Annotated in this window: 20 protein-coding genes, 1 tRNA gene and 4 pseudogenes; 14 read left to right on the forward strand and 11 right to left on the reverse strand. The window is 68.3% G+C overall.

The genetic code is table 11. The annotated features are described in order from the left end of the window. Positions 1-34 precede the first annotated feature (34 nt). On the reverse strand, positions 35-1,156 hold the full coding sequence (locus tag DRV85_RS00365; RefSeq protein ID WP_158540085.1) for an AI-2E family transporter: 1,122 nt from the start codon (positions 1,154-1,156) through the stop codon (positions 35-37). 180 nt (positions 1,157-1,336) lie between these two features. Here DRV85_RS00365 and DRV85_RS19645 point away from each other — a divergent pair. Both DRV85_RS19645 and DRV85_RS19650 read left to right on the forward strand, forming a co-directional pair. Then, positions 1,337-1,864: pseudogene (locus DRV85_RS19645) on the forward strand (cation-transporting P-type ATPase); the annotation flags it as partial. Between the two features lie 68 nt (positions 1,865-1,932). Next, a complete protein-coding gene (locus DRV85_RS19650; protein ID WP_275401703.1) occupies positions 1,933-2,280 on the forward strand; it encodes a P-type ATPase actuator domain-containing protein in 348 nt (115 codons plus the stop codon). On the opposite strand, the gene DRV85_RS19655 is transcribed toward DRV85_RS19650, so the two are convergent. After that, positions 2,277-2,435, reverse strand: coding sequence for a hypothetical protein (locus tag DRV85_RS19655; RefSeq protein WP_275401704.1), 159 nt, complete (start codon positions 2,433-2,435; stop codon positions 2,277-2,279). The two genes, DRV85_RS19650 and DRV85_RS19655, sit on opposite strands and share 4 nt — an antisense overlap. On the opposite strand from DRV85_RS19655, the pseudogene DRV85_RS19810 reads away from it, so the two are divergent. Next, positions 2,398-2,955 (forward strand): annotated as a pseudogene (locus tag DRV85_RS19810) (cation-translocating P-type ATPase); the annotation flags it as partial. The gene DRV85_RS19655 and the pseudogene DRV85_RS19810 overlap by 38 nt on opposite strands. On the opposite strand, the gene DRV85_RS19725 reads toward DRV85_RS19810, so the two are convergent. Then, positions 2,955-3,119 carry a hypothetical protein gene (locus DRV85_RS19725; RefSeq protein WP_338066943.1) on the reverse strand — a complete coding sequence of 55 codons (165 nt, stop codon included), beginning with the start codon at positions 3,117-3,119 and terminating at the stop codon, positions 2,955-2,957. The pseudogene DRV85_RS19810 and the gene DRV85_RS19725 overlap by 1 nt on opposite strands. 50 nt (positions 3,120-3,169) lie before the next feature. On the opposite strand from DRV85_RS19725, the pseudogene DRV85_RS19665 reads away from it, so the two are divergent. Continuing rightward, positions 3,170-4,086 (forward strand): annotated as a pseudogene (locus DRV85_RS19665) (HAD-IC family P-type ATPase). Positions 4,087-4,096: 10 nt separating this feature from the next. On the opposite strand, the gene DRV85_RS00375 reads toward DRV85_RS19665, so the two are convergent. From DRV85_RS00375 to DRV85_RS19760, 3 genes and pseudogenes are all read right to left on the reverse strand, one after another. Then, on the reverse strand, positions 4,097-4,507 hold the full coding sequence (locus tag DRV85_RS00375) for a phage holin family protein (protein WP_113287451.1): 411 nt from the start codon (positions 4,505-4,507) through the stop codon (positions 4,097-4,099). A 7-nt stretch (positions 4,508-4,514) separates the two neighbouring features. Beyond that, positions 4,515-4,826, reverse strand: coding sequence for an ElaB/YgaM/YqjD family protein (locus DRV85_RS19120; protein WP_158540086.1), 312 nt, complete (start codon positions 4,824-4,826; stop codon positions 4,515-4,517). Positions 4,827-5,143: 317 nt separating this feature from the next. Beyond that, positions 5,144-5,311 (reverse strand): annotated as a pseudogene (locus DRV85_RS19760) (DUF2252 family protein); the annotation flags it as partial. A gap of 306 nt (positions 5,312-5,617) precedes the next feature. Between DRV85_RS19760 and DRV85_RS00390 the strand changes: the two are divergent. From DRV85_RS00390 to DRV85_RS00400, 3 genes are all read left to right on the forward strand, one after another. Beyond that, complete coding sequence (locus DRV85_RS00390; RefSeq protein ID WP_113287454.1) at positions 5,618-7,351, forward strand: alginate export family protein; 1,734 nt, start codon at positions 5,618-5,620, stop codon at positions 7,349-7,351. 23 nt (positions 7,352-7,374) lie between these two features. Next, entirely contained in the window at positions 7,375-8,430 is a 1,056-nt protein-coding gene (locus tag DRV85_RS00395; RefSeq protein ID WP_113287455.1) for an SDR family NAD(P)-dependent oxidoreductase, read from the forward strand. A 168-nt stretch (positions 8,431-8,598) separates the two neighbouring features. Beyond that, positions 8,599-9,156 carry a helix-turn-helix domain-containing protein gene (locus DRV85_RS00400; protein WP_113287456.1) on the forward strand — a complete coding sequence of 186 codons (558 nt, stop codon included), beginning with the start codon at positions 8,599-8,601 and terminating at the stop codon, positions 9,154-9,156. 28 nt (positions 9,157-9,184) lie between these two features. Here the strand turns inward: DRV85_RS00400 and DRV85_RS00405 are convergent, their stop codons facing one another. Then, entirely contained in the window at positions 9,185-9,628 is a 444-nt protein-coding gene (locus DRV85_RS00405) for a helix-turn-helix domain-containing protein (protein WP_113287457.1), read from the reverse strand. A gap of 593 nt (positions 9,629-10,221) precedes the next feature. Between DRV85_RS00405 and DRV85_RS00410 the strand changes: the two genes are divergently transcribed. After that, on the forward strand, positions 10,222-11,019 hold the full coding sequence (locus tag DRV85_RS00410; protein WP_147238797.1) for an SDR family NAD(P)-dependent oxidoreductase: 798 nt from the start codon (positions 10,222-10,224) through the stop codon (positions 11,017-11,019). A 7-nt stretch (positions 11,020-11,026) separates the two neighbouring features. Continuing rightward, positions 11,027-11,563: a hypothetical protein gene (locus DRV85_RS00415; protein WP_113287459.1), complete on the forward strand. Its 537-nt coding sequence runs from the start codon at positions 11,027-11,029 to the stop codon at positions 11,561-11,563. Positions 11,564-11,954: 391 nt separating this feature from the next. On the opposite strand, the gene DRV85_RS19670 is transcribed toward DRV85_RS00415, so the two are convergent. The 4 genes from DRV85_RS19670 to DRV85_RS00430 form a co-directional block, all read right to left on the reverse strand. After that, entirely contained in the window at positions 11,955-12,086 is a 132-nt protein-coding gene (locus DRV85_RS19670) for a hypothetical protein (protein ID WP_275401705.1), read from the reverse strand. A 211-nt stretch (positions 12,087-12,297) separates the two neighbouring features. Continuing rightward, positions 12,298-12,759: an integrase arm-type DNA-binding domain-containing protein gene (locus tag DRV85_RS00420; RefSeq protein ID WP_113287460.1), complete on the reverse strand. Its 462-nt coding sequence runs from the start codon at positions 12,757-12,759 to the stop codon at positions 12,298-12,300. 185 nt (positions 12,760-12,944) lie between these two features. Beyond that, positions 12,945-13,778, reverse strand: a complete 834-nt coding sequence (locus DRV85_RS00425) for a bifunctional allantoicase/(S)-ureidoglycine aminohydrolase (protein ID WP_113287461.1) — start codon at positions 13,776-13,778, stop codon at positions 12,945-12,947. A gap of 66 nt (positions 13,779-13,844) precedes the next feature. Continuing rightward, on the reverse strand, positions 13,845-14,837 hold the full coding sequence (locus tag DRV85_RS00430; protein ID WP_113287462.1) for an AraC family transcriptional regulator: 993 nt from the start codon (positions 14,835-14,837) through the stop codon (positions 13,845-13,847). 147 nt (positions 14,838-14,984) lie between these two features. On the opposite strand from DRV85_RS00430, the gene DRV85_RS00435 reads away from it, so the two are divergent. The 5 genes from DRV85_RS00435 to DRV85_RS00450 all read left to right on the forward strand — a co-directional run bounded on the left by DRV85_RS00435 (position 14,985) and on the right by DRV85_RS00450 (position 19,290). Further along, the gene (locus DRV85_RS00435) at positions 14,985-15,425 is read left to right on the forward strand and encodes a cupin domain-containing protein (protein ID WP_113287463.1); all 441 of its coding nucleotides are present in this window, start codon (positions 14,985-14,987) and stop codon (positions 15,423-15,425) included. 16 nt (positions 15,426-15,441) lie between these two features. Further along, positions 15,442-16,929, forward strand: coding sequence for a flavin-containing monooxygenase (locus DRV85_RS00440; protein ID WP_113287464.1), 1,488 nt, complete (start codon positions 15,442-15,444; stop codon positions 16,927-16,929). 233 nt (positions 16,930-17,162) lie between these two features. After that, positions 17,163-17,238, forward strand: a tRNA-Val gene (locus DRV85_RS00445). Between the two features lie 139 nt (positions 17,239-17,377). After that, the gene (locus DRV85_RS19325; protein ID WP_199525718.1) at positions 17,378-17,548 is read left to right on the forward strand and encodes a hypothetical protein; all 171 of its coding nucleotides are present in this window, start codon (positions 17,378-17,380) and stop codon (positions 17,546-17,548) included. Between the two features lie 449 nt (positions 17,549-17,997). Further along, positions 17,998-19,290, forward strand: coding sequence for an O-acetylhomoserine aminocarboxypropyltransferase/cysteine synthase family protein (locus DRV85_RS00450; protein ID WP_113287465.1), 1,293 nt, complete (start codon positions 17,998-18,000; stop codon positions 19,288-19,290). Positions 19,291-19,293: the final 3 nt, after the last annotated feature.

The raw sequence follows: 19,293 nt of genomic DNA on the forward strand, positions 1-19,293 counted from the left end.
CGTCGCCTGGCCCGGGGGCGGGCTTGGCGGGCTGTCAGGATTCCGATGCTCCGGGTCCGGCAGCGGCGTGCCCCACGCGACGGGCGTCCTGAGACAGCAGGATCGGCACCCAGCGGGTCTGCTCGAAGGCGCCGCAGACGATGACGATCATCGAGGTCAGGGGCACCGCGAAGATGGCCCCCGGCACGCCCCAGAGCGCCGACCACGCGCCGAGCGCCACGAGAACCACGAAGGGCGAGAGATTGGATTTCTTGCCGATCACCTTCGGCTCGAACCAGTTCCCCTCCCAGAGCTGGATGACCGTCAGCGCCGCCGCCAGCAGCAGCGTCGTCCCGATATTCCCGAACTGGGCGAGGCTGAGCAGCACGGGAAAGGCCACCCCGGCATAGGACCCGATATAGGGGATGTATCCCAGAAGCCCGATGATCAGCGCCCAGAGCAGCGCGAAATCCACGCCGAAAAGCAGCATGACGACGTAGGACATGGCGCCGACGACCACGTTGAGCAGCGTCTTCGTCGCGAGATATCCGCCGATCCCGTCGTTGATCTCCTTCACGACGCGGGCCGCCCGCTCGGCATCCTCCGGCGCGCGGAAGATGCGCGAGAGCTTCTCCTGAAGGGTGTGGCGCTCGGCCATCAGGAAGCTCGCGTAGATCGCGACGAGGAACAGCAGCATCCCGAAATTGCCGGCCGAGGCAAGCGTGAAGCCCACGATGACCTCGAGATCAACCGCCTCGCTCACACGGGTGGCGATGCTCTGCCACAGTGTTTCGCCATCGACGCCAAGCTGTACTGCAACACCGGTGAACATGGATTCGAAATTCGCCTGGTAGCGCGGTGCCGCCTCGGCGATCTGGCCGAGCGTGCCTTCGATCACCAGACCGAATGCAACGAGAAGCGCGATGAAGGTGATCAGAACGCACAGCCGCAGGATCAAGCGCGGCATGTGCCTCAGGACAGGCAGGGACGCGAGGAACCGTTCGGTCTCGATCAGCACATAGACCGCGATCACCGCCAGCAGGATGGGCAAAAGAACCTGCTGGCCGATCTCGAGCAGGACCAGCGTCAACACGATCGTCAGCAGGGCCGCCGGGATCGCGAGCCAGCTTACGCCATCCCGCCTGTGCGCGCGCAAGGCGCTGCCGCCGTTGTCCAAGATGACCTCCTCCCGCGCGCGCAAGACTTCTTCGGGCGGCCGTCGCCCGCCCGCTGTCTACTTCCGCGAAGTGCGGGGCGTAGACCACGCGTCGGGCGCTCATTCTGAGCGCCAAGCCAGTCTGAGAGGGCGACCCGGCGGTTGATAGTCGCCCACGGCATTTCAGCACACGGAGCCAGGATGGAGCAGCGACTCCAAGTGCCCGCGGACGCGCTTTCCGACCGGCCATATCTCCTGGCCGCCAGTGATGTCGCGGGCCGGGCCGGCGTCGATCCGGGCCTTGGCCTGACCGCCGGCGACGCGCGAACCCGCCTTGCGAGCCACGGGCCGAACGTTCTCGAGGAAACCAGGGCGCGCGGGGCGCTTTCGATCCTTCTGGCGCAGCTCCGCAACCCGCTTCTGGTGATCCTGACGATCGGCGCCGGTATTTCCGGCTGGACCGGTCACTGGATCGATGCCGCGGCCATTCTCGCCATCGTGCTGATCAACGCCGCGATCAGCTTCTGGCAGGAATGGAACGCGGCCAAGACCATGGCCGCGCTGACCGAGATGGCCGCGCCCCGCGCGACCGTCCGGCGTGACGGCGCATGGCAGGACGTCGCCGCGGCTGACCTCGTGCCCGGCGACGTCCTGTGTCTTCAGCGCGGCGACATCGTCGGCGCGGACATCCGCCTGCTCGAGGCCGCGCAGCTTCAGGTCGAGGAGGCCGCGCTGACCGGCGAGAGCGAGCCCGTGGACAAGCACACCGATCCGCTCGCCCCGGCCCGGACGGAGACGTGCCGCTCGGCGACCGGCTCAACATGGCCTATGCGAGCACGCAGGTCGGCAAGGGGGCGGGCATCGGCATCGTCACGGCGACCGGCATGCAGACGGAAGTCGGCCGCATCGCCGGCCTCATGGCGGCGGCGCAGGAACCGAATACGCCGCTGCAGGCACGGATCGACGGGCTCGCGCGGGTCCTCATGGGCGCGGCGCTGGCCGTGGTCGCGATGGTCGTCGGCATCGGGCTGGCCAAGGGCATGGACGCCGCCGAGATCCTGAACACGGCGATCTCGCTCTCGGTCTCCACCATCCCCGAAGGTCTGCCCACGATCGTCACCATCGTGCTCGCGCTCGGCAGCTAGGGCATGGCGCGGCAGAACGCTTTGGTGCGCAAGCTCGCTTCGGTCGAGTCGCTGGCCACGACCTCGGTCATCTGCTCGGACAAGACCGGGACGCTGACGCAGAACAAGATGCAGGTGATGCGCGTCTGGGCGGGCGGCGAGAGCTTCGCCGTCACCGGAGCCGGGTTCGATCCGACGGGCGATTACCTCGACGCGGAGGGCGCGCCGGTGGACGCCGGACAGCACGGGGCGCTGAAGGCGCTTCTCGCGTTGTCGGCCTGGTGCAACGAGCCGGAGCTCGCCACCGAGGACGGCGTGCCCGCGGTGCGCGGCAACCCGACGGAAGGCGCGCTGCTCGTCGCGGCGGCCAAGGCGGGCATCACGCGCGAGGCGCTGTCGGAGCGCCACGGGCTGGAGACGCTGCAGGCCTTCCCGTTCGACAGCACGCGCAAGATGATGAGCCTTCTGTCGACCGTGCCCGGGATCGGCCGGGTGCTGGTGGCCAAGGGCGCACCCGACGTGATCCTTGCGCGCGCGACCCATGTGGAGATGGGCGGCGCGCCGGTGCCGCTCGACGCCGGGAGGCGGGCGGAGATCGAAGCGGTGATCGCCTCCTTCGGCGCCGAGGCCCTGCGCACCCTTGCCGTAGCCTACAAGCGCGTGCCCGACGGCGATCCCGGCGACAGCCCGGCCGATTACGATCGCGACGTGGTGATCGTCGGCATCCACGGCATCATGGACCCGCCGCGCGCCGAGGTCGCCGATGCGGTCGCCGAGGCGGCGTCGGCCTCGGTCCGGACGGTGATGATCACCGGCGACCATGCCGCGACGGCCGAGGCCATCGCCGCGCGGATCGGCATCCGGGACGAGCGCCGAGCAGACCGTGCATACCGGCGCCGAGGTCGAGGCGATGAGCGACGCCGATCTCGTCCGGGCCGTGGAGAAGGCCGCCGTCTTCGCCCGCGTCACGCCCGAGCACAAGCTGAGGATCGTGCGCGCGCTCCAGGCCCGGGGCGAGGTCGTCGCGATGACGGGGGACGGCGTGAACGACGCGCCCGCCCTGCGCTCGGCCGTTATCGGCATCGCCATGGGCATCACGGGCACGGCGGTGTCGAAGGAAAGCGCCTCGCTGATCCTGCTCGACGACAATTTCACCACCATCGTGACCGCCGTGCGCGAGGGCCGGCGGATCTACGACGACCTGCTGAAATTCGTGCGCCAGGGGCTGACGGCCAACGTGGCAGAGGTCTCGGCGATCCTGTTCGCCTTCCTGCTGATGGGCGACGCGCCGCTCCTGACGCTGGCGCCGCTGATGATCCTGTGGGTGAACCTCGTCTCAGACGGCGTGCCCGCGCTTGCGCTCGGGACGGAACCGGCCGAGCCCGACATCATGCACCGCCCCCGCGCCCGCGCGCCGAGACGATCTTCGCCGGCGGGCTGAAATCGCGCATCCTGCTGCGGGGGCTCGCCATCGGCGGCACGACCTACTGGATCTTCCAGCAGTCGCTGGCGCAGGGCAACGCGGTCGACTACGCCCAGACCGCGGCCTTTGCCACGCTGGTGTTCGCGCAGCTCTGGCACATCTTCGACAGCCGAACGGTCACCACGCTCTACGACCGCAACCCGTTCGAGAACCGCACGCTGCTGGGCGCCGTGGCGCTCTCGGCGCTTTTGTCGCTCGGCTCGATCGATACCGGCGCGGGGCATCTGGTGCTGGGCAGGGCGCCGCTGGCGACCGGCGACCTGGTGGCCTGCATCGCGATCGCGGCGCTTCCGACGCTGGTGTTGTCGGGGATCAAGGCGCTGTTCGGCGCCCGCTGGCTCTAGGCGCGAGGTCTCAGCGCTTCATCGACCGGCCGAGCACGAGGCCCGCCGCAAGGGCCGCGCCCACCAGCGCCGGGCCCGTCTCCGGCCTGTCCGCGCCCTCCTTGCCGGGCCGCAGCAGCAGTTCCAGCGCCTCGAGGCCCGAGAGCGCCTCCTGTTGGCGCTGTTCTTCCGCGCGGCGGATGGTGGCGCGCCCCGCAACCCAGAGCCCCAGCGCGAGCGTGAGCGCAAGGAGACACAGCACGAGGGCGGCCAGCCACGGCTCCATGCGCAGCGACAGCCACAGGAACAGCCCGAAGAAGAGAAACGCTACTGCCAGTCCCACCGCGCCCAGCGCTGCTATTTCCAGCAACGTCCCGGCCTTCCGCTTTCTGAGGTCGCCCACCTGCGACCGGACCAGCGTGCCGACGAGATCCTCGATCATGGCCGCTTCAGCGCCGCGACATCATGCCGACGAGAAACCCCACGCCCAGCGCGATGAGCGCCGATTGCACGGGCTTTTCCCTGATGTGGTCCTCGACGGAGGCGGTCGCATGCCGGGCCCGCGCCCGCCCCTCGTCGAGCGCGGAGCGCGACTTCTCCAGAAGCGCCGCGGCTTCGGCAAGCACGGCATCCCGCTTCTCCCCCGCCTCCGCCTCGCCAACCTCGCGCAGAAGGCGCGTCAGCGTGGCAAGATCGTCCCGGACCAGCTGGAACTGACGGTCCAGATCGTCGCGTCCGGGTCGTTCGGTCTGCTCGGTCATGGCACTTGTCCTCCTCGTTCCGTGCTCCCGCCGGCCGTCACGGAGGCACGGCCTCCGGGAAGCTGTTGCGTCCAGCATCCATGATGCGGGAGAAAAAGGCGATACGGGAATGACAGGATACTGATAAGGACCGGGAGGCACGAACCTGGCGCGCCGCCGGCGTTCACCCGGTATTCGCGGAGCCCACGGCCTGCGGCTGTCCTTCGCGCGACGGATGCGGCAACGCCCCGCGGCTCCGCCCGATGCAGCCTGCAAGCGGCTACACGAAGTCCAGCGAAGAAAGTTCTCATCGCATCTGCAAACCGAAGGAGCATGGTTCAGGCGCTGTCCATGATTAGGGACGGGCGCCGTGAGATGGCCCCAGCAAAGACCTCGTGATCCCATTGCAGCTGGCTGGCGGAGGCCACTGCGAACCGGGCCACAGCCTCAGGCAGGGCATCGCCCGTCCCGCAGTAACCGCTGCTCATGGCAGGATCTCCGGACTTCGCATGGGCATGGCACTCGTTTTGAGCGCCAGCTCTCGGCGACGGCCATCAGACGATGCCGCAAGCTCCGCCCGTGATCAGGCGGGAAAGGTGGCTCGAAAGACAAACGATCGACTGAACATGACCGCCACACGCTTTGGGTCGGGGCGTGTGTCCTGCTCAGGGCGCGGTTGGCCGCGTGCGCGATTCCGGCTGTCGACAGAATGACCACGCCACCCCGGCACGGGTGCTCAGTTTGAGCGCCAACGCCGTAGAGGTTGTCGGTCCGGTGGGAAACACTCTGCCCACAAATCAGGAGATACTTACATGCGGCGACTCGGACATGCGGCCCTGGTCGGTCTTGCGCTGTTTCTCGGCCTAGTTGGCGCGGCCGTCCAGCCGGGAACGGCCGTCGCGCAGAGTGTCGGCGGTACCGATCCCTACACCAACCAGCGGATCGAGTCGGTCGAGGTGCGCATCACCAACCCCAGCCAGGATTCCGGCCTGAACGCGCGGGTCACGGACGCAGTCCGGAGCGCAGTCGCGCTGTTCCCCGGCGCCAGATTCTCGCAGCAGCGCATCGATTTCCAGATCGCGCGGGCCAGGCGTATCCGCGACGTCGGTTCCGTCGACTACGATGTGTCTTTCGGAAGAACCGGGGGGCTCGAGGTGGACATCCTCGTCACGCTCGGCGAGACGGCTGCAGCGGAGGGCCGCGGGCTGGCGTTCGGCGGCAAGTTCCCGACCATCTACGAAAAGGACGGAACCTTCGTCCGCTTCAAGCTCGACCTTCTGGGCCTCTACTACGCGAACAACAATGCATGGTATGGTCAACCCGGCGCCATGCTCGCCGGTAATCCGCTGGTGCAGGGCACGCCCGCCGGCGCAGGATACGAGAGCTGGCTGGAAAGCTATCTGCATTACGGCGTCTACGGGATCACGCCGATCAGTCCGAACCTCTATCTCTACGGCGGGCTGAGCGCGATCACCTCGGGTTCGGCCGGGCAGGAGCTCTTCACCGACGAGGCGCGCACCTACACCGGCATCGAGGATGCCTATGTGGGGGTTGTCGGCGGTCGGACGGACGCCGCGGGCAACCGGCTGTCCTACAACCTGACGGTCGGACGGCAGCGCTTCACGCTCGCCAACGGCTTCCTGCTCGCGAACACGGCGGCCAACGGCGACGAGCGCGCGGCGCTGCAGGCGAATGCGCGATGGGCGGCCGACATGCTGGCGCTCGCGCGCTTGCGCTACAACACCACGATGTTCGAGGTCTTCTACCTCGACCCCGATGAACTGCCCGTCATCGACAGCGAGACGGTCTACGCGGGCGCGAACCTCGAGATGCAGCCTGCTCCGGGACTGAACCTCGGGGTGAGCTACGTGACCTCGCCGGAGTCCAACTTCAACTACTTCACGCCGGTCGGCGGCATCGCCGGGACGCGCGAGGGCCTGCAGGTCTATGACGCGCGCTTTACCTATGCGCCCAACTCGGGCGGGCGCGGGCCGTTCTTCGGCGGCGAATATGCGGTTCAGCGCAACAGCGAATTCGACATGGACGCGCGCGCGGGCTGGGCCGAGATCGGCTATAGCTGGCCGGAGGCGCGCTGGTCGCCAACGATCAGCTATCGCTACGCACATTTCACCGGCGACGATCCGGACACGGCGACCTACGAGCGCTGGGATCCGATGCTGTCAGGCGGGACGGGCGAGCAGTGGGTGCAGGGCGCCAACCATTTCAAGGTGGTGCAGGACAGCAACGTCATCGCGCATCGCATCCAGGCACGGCTGCGCCCCTCGCCCAAGGTCGAACTCGTGCCGCAGCTCTGGGCCTTCTACGCCGACAGCCGAACCAACGTGGGCGGCAACCCGGCGCTCACCTTCCTCAGCGATGACGAATACGGCTTCGAGGCGAAACTGACCGCAAAGTGGTTCGTCAGCCGGAACACCTACGTGCACGGCCATCTCGCCTACACCTGGCCGGGCGAGGCGACGCGGACAGCGATCGGATCGGACGACGGCTGGTTCAGCGCCATGCTCTTCGTGCGCTACGCCTTCTGACCCCTCATCCCAAGGAGCTCCTCATGTTTCGCAGAGACCTTCTGAAATCCTTCGGCGTCGCCGCGGCCGGCGGCGCGGGCGGCCTTACCCTGACGCAGGCGCAGGCGGAGGAGGCAGAACCGCTTTCGCTCGGCTTCGGCCCCTATGCCGCGCCCTGGAATCCTGCCGACGCGGCGATCCCGGGCCGGCAGAACGTCGTGCCGGTGTCGGACGACTATTTCATCCCCGGCCGGTTCGAGGGAAAGACGGTCATCGTCACCGGCTCTGCCCGCGGCATGGGAGAGGTGGCCGCGCGGCGCCTTGCGCGGGAGGGCGCCAACGTGGTCGGCGTCGATATCCTTGAAGACCTCGGCGCATCGGTGGTCGACAAGATCACTGCAGAGGGCGGCAACGCCGTCTTTCTCGGGGGCGACATCGCAGAGGATTCCGTCTGTGCGGAGATGGTGCGCCTTGCCGTCGACACCTACGGCGGGCTCGACGGGGCGATCAACAACGCGGGCGTGATGGACGCGCTCTTCCCCGACGAACCCATCGACTACGTCAACCAGACCGATCGCGTGATGGCGCGCATCGACGAGGCGGGCGACGAATACTGGGACCGCGTCATCAAGGTGAACGTCTACGGCACTTTCTATTCGCTGCGCCACGAGATCGGTCAGATGATCGAACAGGGCCGGGGCGGCTCCATCGTCAACGTCGCCTGCGTCGCCGGCATCCGCGGCTTCGGCGGCACCGTGCCTTACGTCGCTTCCAAACACGCGGTGCAGGGGCTGACCAAGACTGCGGCGATCGACGCGGCCGCCTATGGCATCCGCGTGAACTCCGTCGGCATGGGCACCACCGTCACGCCGATGTTCGAACGCGCCTTCCAGATCATCGACCAGCGGCGCGCGACGGGCTACGCCGATACCGGCATCGGCCTCTACAAGAGCATGAGCCTGCTGCAATACAGCGATCAGGCCAAGCGCGGCTCGACCTCGGCCGAGCAGGTGGCGATCATGCTCTTCCTGCTGTCGCAGGAAGCCTCGAACATCACCGGATCGACCTACAACACCGACGGCGGCTTCACGATCTTCTGATGCGCGACGGTTCTGCGGTGTGGCGGCTGTCCGCCACACCGCCTCCCGCTGCAGCAAGGGCATGCAATACACGATTTCGCAAGATTGCGCGGCCGTTGTCTGTCGTGCGAGGGTTGATTTCGCAGAAGGCCTGCCTAGCCTCCCGTAACGTCAGGTAGAGGTGCACGTGTGGCAGGTGATGGCGCAGCGCGAAGCAAGCTTGCCAACCGCGCGCGCCGGGAGGGAGACGTCGCCACGATTCTCGAGGCGCACTATCCCGAATACCAGTACAGGGTCGTCCAGTTCCTGATCGAGCATCTTTCCGACGTGAGCCGCACCTTCAAGGGCGACCTCCAGTCGTCACTTGTTCTTGCGGTCATCGGTCAGGTCTGGCTCAACGCGTTGAAGGCGCCTGACGGGTCCTATCTCGACCCGGCGCACCTGCCTCCCGAACGGCTGGGCACCAGCGCCACGCGGATCTCCGATGTCACCGGCATCCCCCGCCAGACCGTCCGCCGCAAGCTCGAGGTGCTGGAAGAGCGCGGCTGGATCGTCCGCAACCCGGATTGCATCTATCGCCTGTCGAGTTCAGATGGAGAGACTGCGGCAAGACGGGATCTGTCCGATCTCGACGCGCGCGCGATCCTGCGCTTCGCGCGATTGTTCACGGACCTGGAGAAGATCGTCACAGCGGCCGGACAAGAGGCGCATGAAACCGGCGCATCGGCCAGCGGCAAGCGCGCCTGACCGGGGCCGGCGCTTCCGATGCGCCGGTTCAGCCGCGTGACGCGACCTCATCCACAAAGGCCGCTGCGCGGTCGACGTACCGACGCTTGATCGCCACCCAGGCGTCGCCGCTCTTGGTCTCACCCAGAGTCATGTTCAGGTACCACAGGGACTCGTGCCGGACGATCCAGCCCGGCCTCTCCATCGCCACAAGCTTGCGGCGGACGGTTTCCCGCGGGATGCCGCTGCGAGCTGCGATCTCCGATTGTGTCATGCCGACGGCAGCTTCGGTCCCGCGCGCCGCCCTTGCGAGGAGCAGGAGTATCGTGACCGCTTTCATATCCCCGCCGAACGCCTGCCCGAGATCCGCGAGCGTCGTCGCGATGGAATCGATTGCCCGGATTTCCAGGTGATCCGAGTGTAACTCGTCTGCGGGAGACGATGCCGCCAATCGGGCCATGCCCTTCGCAGCCTGCCCTCCAGTGTCCCGCATGCCGATCCTCCGTACGGCTTTCTACATACCAAAGGCTGCTGCGCGGTCGAGCAATCATGGCGACCACTGTGAGCAGGTCCCGCATTCTGCTTGGGCCGACACATGGTGTACCGGACCCACGGTGCCCAAGATGAGCAGGTGTGATCTCGTAACGGCGGAAAATGCCACGCTAAGGTGCATATGCTCGCGGCATGCGCCGGCGGGTAGGGACCAGACATGCCGATGCTGGACGGGAACCGGTATCTTCGTTGAAAGAGACGTCATGCTCAGCAAGACCAGACCTGCGATTGCCCTGCCGGCCTGTGTCGGCCTTGCCGCCGCCTGTTTCGACAGCCGCGAGGCCAACACCGAGACGGGGACCAGTGGGGGCAGCCGCCGGCCAGGCCTTCGCCGAAGGTCCCGCCCGCGGGGCGGCGACACCGGTCGGTGCGGCCATCGGCACGCTAATGGGCGCGACCCGGCCCAGATCCGGCACCTGCGTCTAACGCAAGAACCGAACAGGCGAGACGTTCCGGGAGACTCTCGTGTGAATGTGCGGCAGGTGCCTCGGAAAGAAGCCGTAGCGCCCGCGACGGTGAAGATGGAGGTGGTCGTTGGCAGGTGACGACCGTCTGATGTTGGGTGGTCGCTCGATGCTGATCACGGGCGGCAGCCAGGGCATGGGTGCTGCCACCGCACGCCTCGCGGCATCGCGGGGCGCGAAGGTCATGATCGCCTCCCCCGATGGCGAGGGCCTCGAACGGGTCGCAGCGGAGATCACCGAGGCCGGCGGGACCTGCGCCTGGACGACCTGCGATGTCACCAGTTCGGACGAGGTGCGCACCATGGTCGCCACGACCGTGGAGCGTTTCGGCGCGCTCGACCTCGCCTTCGTCAACGCGGGCATCTCGCATCCGCCGATGCTGCCCGAAGACGTGGACGACGATCTTCTGGAGCGTATTCTCGCCGTGAACGTGAAGGGCGCCTTCGCGTGCTGCCGGGACGCCGGGACGCAGATGCTCGCCCAGGGGCGGGGCGGTGCGATCCTGGTCAACGGCTCGATGTCGGGGATCACCGGCGTCGGCAGCATGCTGCCCTATGCCACGAGCAAGCACGCGGCAGTCGGCATGGTGAAGTCCTTGGCCGTCGCGTGGGGTCCTCGCGGCGTCCGCGTGAACTATCAGGGTCCTGGCGCGACCGAGACCCCGATGCTCGACCGTGCCATGGACGATGTGGCGCGGTTTCACGGAGGCAACCCGTCGCAGGCGATTCCGTCGAAGATGCAGGCTCCCCTCGCACGGACCATGACCGCCGAGGAACAGGCGGAGGTCGCCTGCTTTCTTCTGTCCGACGCAGCCTCGGCGATGACCGGTGCCATCGTGATCGCCGATGGCGGACTGACTGCATTCTGAGGGTCTCATGGACAAGGCTCCCGGAAAGACCGTCGCCGGCGCGCCGGTGGAGCCCGATGCGGAAACAAGCCTGCAACGTCTGGACCGGGCGGCACTCGGCATCATCTACGGATCGATCACCGTCCTGAGCGTGCTCATGGCCGTTGGGGACCATTCCGAGCAACCGCTCGAGACAGCCGCCGTCCTCTTCGGCTCGACACTCGCCGTGACTCTCGCCAAGGCGTTTTCCGAACTGTTGTCCCGGGCCCTCGACAGCGGTGAAAAGATCACCCGGACCTCGTGGCGCAAAGCATGGGCGCATAGCCGTCCGGTCCTCGTGACGGCCAATATCTCGACCGCCCTGTTCATGGCGGCCGGCTTCGGGGTGATCTCTATAGAGCTCGCCCTGATCCTGTCGCAGGCAAGCTGCGTGCTTTTCCTCCTGACGCTGGGCGCGCGTGTGGGCTGGGTGCTCGAAAGGGCCGTGCTTTCGACCATCCTGGGCGCGGGCTTTGCGGGAAGTATCGGACTGCTCCTGGCCCTCATGAAATTCGTTATCCATTGAGGGTGTTACCCGAGCCGCCGCAATTCCTGACGGTTATGGATCGGCTTCTGTAATCGGGGCGGGCTCGTCAAGTGCGGCCGATCGTGGTTCCCTCTTGGGGTCATGCTTCTGTCCCCGCTCGGGCATTGAGGCGCGCCGCACGTTGGCGGTCGAAGGTGAGGCGGACCAAGGCCCGAACGGCGGGCTTGCGTGATTGCACGCAGAAGCAGCACCAGGCATTCGTGCGGCCTTCGCCGCATGCCCCTCCCTGACGGGACCTTTGTCCGAAGCCCTCGGCAGCCCGGCGGAGGGCGCGATTTCGCATCGTGACGGGCCGCGCCCGTGCCCCGGGGAGGCTCTCGCCCGCCCATGTGCCGGGAAACCGGTCGCAGCTCGGTCCGCGTCATCGTCGTCAGGGCGGGTCAACCGTCCTCACCCCTCTGGAGAGGGTGATCACTACGGCCATCCGGCCCCATTCGACATGTTCGTCGCGCGCCGCCGCGATGATGATGAGATCGCTGCCCGGGTCCAGGAGGACACCCATGTCCCGTTGCGCGGGAGGCCCGAGATGACCGATCAGGCCCCCGCCAGCCGGCGCTTACGCTCGACGACAGCGTCGCCGCCTACCAACTCGCCCGCCTCGCGGCGAGCGTGACACCCTGCGCCGATCTCGTGGCGAGCGGCACCTGGGACAAGTACGAGCAGCGCGTGACCGAACTCGCGCGGAGGCACCCGCGTTCGGATCCCTACGCGGCCTATCTGTCGAAGGCACGGACTGGTGCCTTGAGCAGCCGCAACGCCAGGCAGGCGGACCGCTCCGCCCTGGTGCGGCGCGCCGCCCTCGACGTGCTCGAGCTGATGCCGGTCCTCTGGCGCGCGCGACTGACGCGGGCGCCCGCGAAGGCGGACCGTGGGCGGATCGTCGACCGGCCGTCGCGTCGGCGCGCCCGCGCGCGGGCGCGGCGGCGCGCCTTGATCGGATCGATCTCCTGCGCCACGAGGCGGCGCGCCGTCTCGGCGGCTTCGCGGGCCTCCGCCAGCCCGACGTCGCGGAGCGCGCCGAGCCCCATCTCGCGCGTCCGCCCGTAGAGCGTGAAGCGATAGACCCACTGCGCGCCATCCCGGCGCTTGTGCAACCAGAGACCGCGCCCGTCGCCGTGCTTGCCCGAAGCCAAGAACCTGAGCCGGGCGAGCCGCAGGCTGTTCGACTTGACCATTCCGTATCCTTCTTCCAATCCACGCTCCGTGCTGCGACCGCCCGGACCCTCCCGAGCGGCCGTGAGACCCTAACCGGCTGACTTCAAAGCAGGACCAAAGCCGGCTGGGCTCCCTTTGGAGCCTGTGATACGGAAGGATACGCCTCCGGCGGGGTATTTGGGGCAAGAGGAAGGACCGGGCGGGGTCAGCCCGGCACGACCGGGCCGAGCGGCGCGTGGCGGTTCACGTCCTTGTAGAGCAGGTAGCGGAAGGGCCCCGGGCCGCCGGCGTAGCAGGCCTGGGGGCAGAAGGCGCGCAGCCACATGTAGTCGCCCGCCTCGACCTCGACCCAGTCGCGGTTCAGGCGGTAGACGCCCTTGCCCTCGAGCACGAAGAGGCCGTGCTCCATGACATGGGTTTCGAGAAACGGGATCGCGGCGCCCGGCTGGAGCGTCACGATCGTCACATGCATGTCGTGACGCAGGTCGTCGGGGTCCATGAAGCGGGTGGTGGCCCAACGCCCCTCGGTGCCCGGCATCGGATCGGGGGGGATCCCCGCTGCCTCGGCGACGACGGGATCGGGCGGCGCGAGTCCGTCCACCGGCACCCAGGCCTTGCGGATCCAGTGGACGCGCAGGGGCGTCTCTCCCCCGGCGTGCAGGGACCAGCGAAGGCCCGGCGGCACATAGGCGAAATGGCCGGGACCGAGGTCGCGGGTCTCCTCGCCGATGCGCAGCCTTGCCGCGCCGTGGGTGACGAAGAGCCCCGCTTCGGCGCGCGGGTCGCTTTCGGGGCGGTCGGAGCCGCCGCCGGGCGCCACCTCCATCAGGTAATGCGCGAAGGTCTCGGAGAAGCCGCTCATCGGCCGCGCCAGAACCCACAGGCGCGTGCCCTCCCAGTGCGGCAGGCGGCTGGCGACGATGTCGCGCTGCACGCCGGCGGGGATGACGGCATAGGCCTCGGTGAAGACCGCGCGGCCTGTCAGCAGATCTTCCTGCGGGGGGTGCCCGCCCGGCGGCGCGGGGTAGCTGCGGGTCATCGATCGCCTCTCGTGATACGCGTCCGGACTGTCGCGCCACCGGGCGCGCGCTGCAAGACCCTGCGCTCAGACCGCGCGTGCGCGTCCCGGAGTCTCCCCGAAGCGCGCGCGATAGTCCTGCGCGAAGCGTCCCAGATGCGAGAAGCCGCAGGCATGGGCCACGTCGCCCACCCGCTCGGGATCGCGGCGGCGGCTGAGGCGGTAATGCGCGGCGTCGAGCCGCACCTGCCGCAGATACTGCATCGGGCTGAGGCCGAAGGCCTTGCGGAAACCGATCTGCAGCGCGCGCGGGCAGAGGCCGCAGTGCGCGGCGATCGTGTCGAGGCGCAAGGGCTCGGGGTAATGTGCGTGCATGAACTCGACCGCGCGGCGCAGGTCGCGCGGCAGCATCGGACGCTCGCGCCGCCAGAAGGCGTGCGAGATGTTGCTGGGCTGCAGCGTCAGCAGGCTTTCGGCCAGGTCCCGCTCGGCCCGCCCCTCGCGCAGGCCCGCGCGCCCGCACCAGAGATCGCCGCGGTCCACCGCCCGCGCCGCGGCGAGCACGCGGGCGCGCAATTCGCGGCCCGCCGGGCTTTCGAGGTCGACGGCCGGGGCGAAGCGCACTGGGCCGGGCAGCGGGCCGCCGAGCAGCTCTTCGGCCACGCGTTCCAGATGCGCCCGGTCGACCTGCAGCAGCAGCTTGCGGCAGTCCTCCGACCAGATCATGCGCGTCTCGCGGTCGGGGTTGAGGATCGTCCCGCGCCGGGCGGAGGCGTCCACCTCCTCGCCGCGGTGCGCGACGCGGGCACTGCCTTCGAGCGGGATCTGAAGAAGGTAGAACCGGCCGAGCTCTCCGGGGTCGATCTCGACCTCGGCGCCATAGCCCAAGGCGTTGAGCGAGACGTGACGCCCGCCCACGTGGTTGTGCCGCGCATCGAGGCGTGCGCCGCGCCGGCGCAGGTCGAGGCGGTGATCGCAGAAGGCGCGGCCGACGACATCGCGCGCCTCGCACAGATCGGTGGTCTGAAGGATCGGATGGGCCTGCAGCAACGGCGCAGACCCGACATGCCCCTGCGTCATGGCGCGGCACTCTACCGCAGGCCGCGCATATTTCAAGCTTGAAGCTTTTGCCCAAGAGGGATTCGCTTTCCGGATAACGCCCCGCGCGAGGGCCTGCGATACTTGCGGCGGGCGCCGCGGACGCCCCCACATCAGGAGGGAAACACGATGCAACAGGGAATCACTCCGGCCGCCGAGGGCCTCGAAGGCAAGAGCTGGAACGTCGTCGGCCACACCTACACGCCCAAGCTTCTGAGCCCCAACGCCTTCATCTGGCATGCGCATATCCCGGACGGCACCTTCGTGCCGCCGCACATCCACCCCACGCAGGACGAATGGATCGTGATGCTGGAGGGCCACCTCGAGGTCGAGTTCGGCGGCGACGTGCACAAGGCGGGGCCTGGCGACACGATCCGCATGCCGATGGGCATCGCGCACGGCATCTTCAACCGGTCCGGCAAGGACGCGACCTGCGTCTTCGGCGTGGCGCCCTCGCGCAAGCTCTTCGATCTCTTCACCAAGCTCGACGGCGTGACCGACCCCGACGAACTCGTGCGCATCTCGGCCGAGCACGAGGTCGATTTCCTGCCGCCGCCGGACGCGGCGTGACCGGGAGGGCCACGCAATGGTGAAACGCAAGAAAGTCGCGGTCATCGGCGGCGGGATCAGCGGCCTCGCCGCCGCCAGGGCCTTCGACGCCAAGGGGCACCGCGTCTGCGGGTTCGAGCGCAGCCACGACTTCGGCGGGGTCTGGGAGCTCTCGCGCTCCTACCCGGACGTGCAGACCCAGTCGCCGAAGGACCTCTACCGCTACACCGACATGCCCATGCCGGCGGACTACCCGGAATGGCCGAAGGGGCCGCAGGTGCACGCCTATCTGCACGCCTACGCCGAAAAGCACGCCCTGCCCCGGCTCTTCCGGCTGAATACCGAGGTCGCCGCGATGGAGCGGCGGGCGGACGGCGAACCGGGCTGGACGCTCACGCTGCGTGCGGGCGGGCAGGAGTGGAGCGAGGATTTCGACTTCGTCGCCGTCTGCACCGGTCAGTTCTCGGAAAAGAACATCCTGACCCACCCCGGGCAGGACGCCTTCGTCGCGCAGGGCGGGCGGGTCATGCATTCGTCCGAATACACCGACCCCTCGATCGCGGAAGGAAAGGATGTCGTGGTGCTGGGCGCCTCGAAGTCGGGCACCGACATCGCCGTGAACGCGGCGAGGAACGGCGCGAAATCCGTCACGCTCGTCTACCGCGAGAACGTCTGGCGCATCCCCTATTTCGTGGGCGGAATCAACTTCAAGCGGCTGCTCTACATGCGCGCGCAGGAGATGCAGTTCAACGGCTGGGGCCGCGGGCCGGCGGCGAAGGCCGTGGCGGCGGTGACCAAGCCGCTCGTCTGGGCCAACTTCCGCGGGCTCGAGACGCTGCTCAAGCTCCAGCTCGGGCTGAAGAAGCACAACATGGTGCCCAAGACGCCGATCGAGAAGGAGGCCTCCTGCTCGCTGCCGATCGTGACGCCGGGCTTCTTCGAGTACATGAACGAGGGGAAGATCAGACCCGTCATCGGCACCTTCGAGGCCTATGAGGACGGCGGCGTGCGGCTGACCACCGGAGAGACGGTGCCCTGCGACGTGGCCGTGCTCGCCGTGGGCTGGAAACTGGGGGTGCCCTACCTGCCCGAGGAATACCGCAAGAAGCTGATCGAGCCGGACGGCCAGTATCGGGTCTATCGCCTGTCGGTGAACCCCGACCTGCCCGACATGGGCTTCGTCGGCTTCAACTCCAGCTTCTGCACCACGCTTTCGGCGGAGCTGATCGCCAACTGGCTGGTGCGCTACATGGACGGCCAGCTCGCCCGCCAGCCCACGCGCGAGGAGATGGAGGCCGATATCGAGGCCAATCTCGAATGGCGCCGCAAGGAGCGCCCGGCCGCCCGGGTCTACGGCGGGCTCTGCTCGGCGCCCTTCCATTTCCGGCACTTCGACGAGCTGATGCAGGACATGGGCGCGACGCAGTGGAAACGCGCCAACCCGGTGGTCGAGATGTTCAGCTATCCGGACGCGGACGCCTACGGCCGTTTCCTGGCCACCACGCCGGAGTATCGCGCCGCCTGAGGGGAGCGCGCGGCGCGATCCGCCCGCTGCCCGGCGCGACGCGCCGACGGGCAGCGGGCGTCATTCTCTTGCGGCGCCAGCGCGACGGTCGCCCCGGCACGGCGACGTGCGCAGGCTCCCGACTGCGGGAACGCGTATGGCGAGGCGGGCACCCGCCCGCAGCACCCCGGCGATGGCACCCGTTGCGCGCGACCTTGCCAGAGCGCGCTGCAATGCGTAAAGCCATAGCCCGTGGGCGGTTAGCTCAGCTGGTAGAGCGCTTCGTTTACACCGAAGATGTCGGCGGTTCGAGCCCGTCACCGCCCACCAATCCGGATCGGGACGAGACCGGCAGCGTTCCCTGCAGCCTGCAAGGCCCTGAAGCGAGACGGCCCTGTCGACCCGCAAAGGCTTGCCCGGTGTATATACAGTTGCTATCCGTTCCGGAACGCCACCACCGCACCGACCGATGCCCAAGAAGAAGAAGACCAAGAAGGACGGCCAGCTCGTCATCCGCATCGCGAAGGAGGAGCGGGATCGCTTCATCTCGCTTTGCGACGAGATGGACAGCTCCGCCGCGCGCGAGATTCGGCTCTTCATCCGGGATTTCGTCGCGCGCCACGAGACCGAGCAGGGCTGAGCGCACCCTGCTCGTGGCCAACCGCAAGGGCGGCCCAGGCAAGACGGCGGCGCTGATCGCGCGGGCCCACCGGATCTCGGTGAAGTCGGTGGCCGGCATTCCCGGGAAGACCGGCTGACTGGTCGTGGACACGCCCGGAACGCCGCTGGGCGCAATGCGTGCCGCGCGGGGCCGTCTCTGGCGGCGCTGAACCGAGATGCAGGGCGCCCCGGCCGGGAGGCGGCGGGAAGTGCCGCCGGTTCGCAGCGCGAACGGCGGTCCGGCCGCCCCGGTCCATCGGGGAACGGGCATGTCCCGAAGCACGGCGCGCGGAAACGGGCGGTCCCGGCACGCGGCCGCGACCAGGACGCCCTCCTTTTCGCGCCCGCCCCCCGACGCGCGATTGAGCACGGCCTGCAAAGGCCCTACACCATGCCTGCCCAAGAGGCAGTCACGGAAGGGAGAGGGACATGTCCGACGGACCCGCCTACGGATTCGACACGCTGCAGATCCACGCCGGGAGCCGCCCGGACCCGGCCACCGGCGCGCGGCAGACGCCCGTTTACCAGACCACGGCCTATGTCTTCCGCGACGCGGACCATGCCGCGGCGCTCTTCAACCTGCAGGAAGTGGGCTACATCTACTCCCGCCTGACCAACCCGACGGTCGCGGTGCTGCAGGAGCGGATGGCGACGCTGGAGGGCGGCGCGGGCGCGGTCTGCTGCTCGTCGGGGCACGCGGCGCAGATCATGGCGCTTTTCCCGCTGATGGGGCCGGGGCGGAACATCGTCGTCTCCACCCGCCTCTACGGCGGCTCGGTCACGCAGTTCAGCCAGACGATCAAGCGCTTCGGCTGGTCGGCGAAGTTCGTGGATTTCGACGATTTCGACGCCGTGCGCGCGGCCATCGACGAGGACACGCGCGCCGTCTTCTGCGAGTCGATCGCCAACCCCGGCGGCTACATCACCGACCTCGACGAGATCGCCAAGATCGCCGATGCCGCGGGCCTGCCGCTGATCGTGGACAACACCTCCGCCACGCCCTACCTCTGCCGCCCGATCGAGCATGGCGCGACGCTCGTCGTGCATTCGATGACCAAGTTCCTGACCGGCAACGGCACGGTCACGGGCGGCGTGATCGTGGACTCGGGCAGGTTCGACTGGTCGGCGTCCGACAAGTTCCCCTCGCTGAGCGAGCCGGAGCCCGCCTATCACGGGCTCAGGTTCCACGAGACCTTCGGGCCGCTCGCCTTCACCTTCCACGGCATCGCCGTCGGGCTGCGCGACCTCGGCATGACGCTCAACCCGCAGGCCGCGCACTACACGCTGATGGGCATCGAGACGCTGTCCCTGCGCATGCAGAAGCACTGCGAGAACGCCGAGAAGGTGGCGGGCTGGCTGGAAAAGCACCCGGCGGTGAAGGAAGTCACCTACGCGGGGCTCGAGTCGTCGCCCTGGCATGACCGGGTGGCGCGGATCTGCCCGAAGGGCGCGGGCGGGCTCTTCACCGTGGCGCTCAAGGGCGGCTACGACGCCTGCGTCAAGCTGGTGGACAGCCTCGAGCTCTTCTCCCATGTCGCGAACCTGGGCGACACGCGGTCGCTCATCATCCACTCGGCCTCGACCACGCATCGCCAGCTCACGCAAGAGCAGCAGGTCGCGGCCGGAGCGAGCCCGGACGTGGTGCGCATCTCCATCGGGATCGAGGACGCCGACGACCTGATCGCGGATCTCGAGCAGGGGCTCGCCGCCGCCGGGGGCTGATCC

This window comes from Rhodosalinus halophilus (assembly GCF_003298775.1).
GTDB lineage: Bacteria > Pseudomonadota > Alphaproteobacteria > Rhodobacterales > Rhodobacteraceae > Rhodosalinus > Rhodosalinus halophilus.